The 1,307-nt window shown below is 73.5% G+C and carries 1 protein-coding gene; it reads right to left on the bottom strand.

Annotated elements, in window-relative coordinates; genetic code table 11:
• Positions 1-185: 185 nt before the first annotated feature.
• A partial coding sequence (locus tag G6023_RS14175; protein ID WP_182636113.1) for an FAD-binding oxidoreductase occupies positions 186-1,307 on the bottom strand: 1,122 nt, incomplete at its 5' end.

Raw genomic sequence — 1,307 nt, 5'->3', positions numbered from 1 at the left:
GCCCGGCGCCGGCGAGGACGCCGACACCGTCGCGGCGGCGCGCTGATCCGGCCGCCGCGGCGCGTTTCCGCATCGAGAAGACAGTTCCGCACACCCGCTCTCGGCCGTCGTGTGCGGAACTGTCTTCTCGATGGCGACGCTGGCGACGATGGCGACGTGGGTGGCCGCGCCGCGCGGCGGGATTGTCAGGGGCGGTCGAAGCTGATGTTCTCCCGCGGGGTGCCCGCCGCGACGAGACCGCGGACCGTCGCGCGCAGCATCTCGGGTGATCCGGAGACGATGACCTGCCGGTCGGCCCACGATCCCCACTGCGTGACCGCCCGGACCAGGGTCCCGGTCTGCCGACGGTGCAGGGTGCGGGGCAGGTCCTGCCGGGGGCCGGCCCACCAGGGATCCTCGTCCTCCTCGGCGACGGGCTGGATCGTCAACCACGGGGCGGTGGCGGCGAGGTCGACCAACGTCGGCAGGTCGTAGAGATCGCCGGGGAAGCGGGCCCCGTAGAACAGGTGGACGCGCGGGTTGTCGGCGTGGCGCATCATGTCCAGCAGCAGGCACCGCAGGGGCGCGATCCCGGTGCCGCCGGCGATCATGAGCACGTCCCGGGTCGGCTCGGACCGGTCGACCGCGAGCATCCCCAGGGGACGGGCGAGGACCCAGCGGTCACCGACGCCGACGCTCCGGACCAGTGAGCCGCTGAGCGCGCCGCCGGGCACGTCGCGGACGTGGAACTCGATCTGCCCGGCCGGGTTGGACGGGATCGACGGGCTGAGCCGCCGCCAGACACCGGGCGCGTAGGGCGTGAGCACGCTGAGGTACTGCCCCGGGTGGTAGTCGACCATCACGTCGCTGATGAGCCGCACCACCACCACGTCCCGGGTGGGTCGCAGGATCTCCACCACGGTCGCGCCGACGCGCGCGGGGCCCTCGTCGACGGCCGCGCCCTGTTGCAGGGCGGTCGAGAGCACCCGGTAGGCGGTGCCCAGGGTGGTCTCCAGCCGGTCGTCCCAGGCGCGGCCGGCGAGGTGTCGCAGGGTGTGGGCCAGCGCCTCCCCGAAGCGCCTGTGATGCCCGGGCGTCAGTTCGAGTTTGCGGTGATCGGCGCCCAGGTGGCGGGCGAACTCGACGACCTCCTCGACCTTGGCCCGGTCACCGCGCGCGTACTCGGTGGTCTCGAACGCCCACCGCATCGCCCGCGCGAAGTCCCTGAGTACCGGCGTGGCGTCGCGGGGGAACAGTTCACGGAAGTCGGGGTCGGCCGCGCGCAGCGCCCGGGCGAACAGCTCCGGGAACCGCTCGTCGACCAGCAG

Origin of the sequence: Dietzia sp. DQ11-71 (assembly GCF_014144995.1) — a bacterium.
Taxonomy (GTDB): Bacteria; Actinomycetota; Actinomycetes; order Mycobacteriales; family Mycobacteriaceae; genus Dietzia; species Dietzia kunjamensis.
The sequence above is the reverse complement of the archived record's forward strand: the minus strand, read 5'-3'. Positions and strand labels throughout refer to the sequence as shown.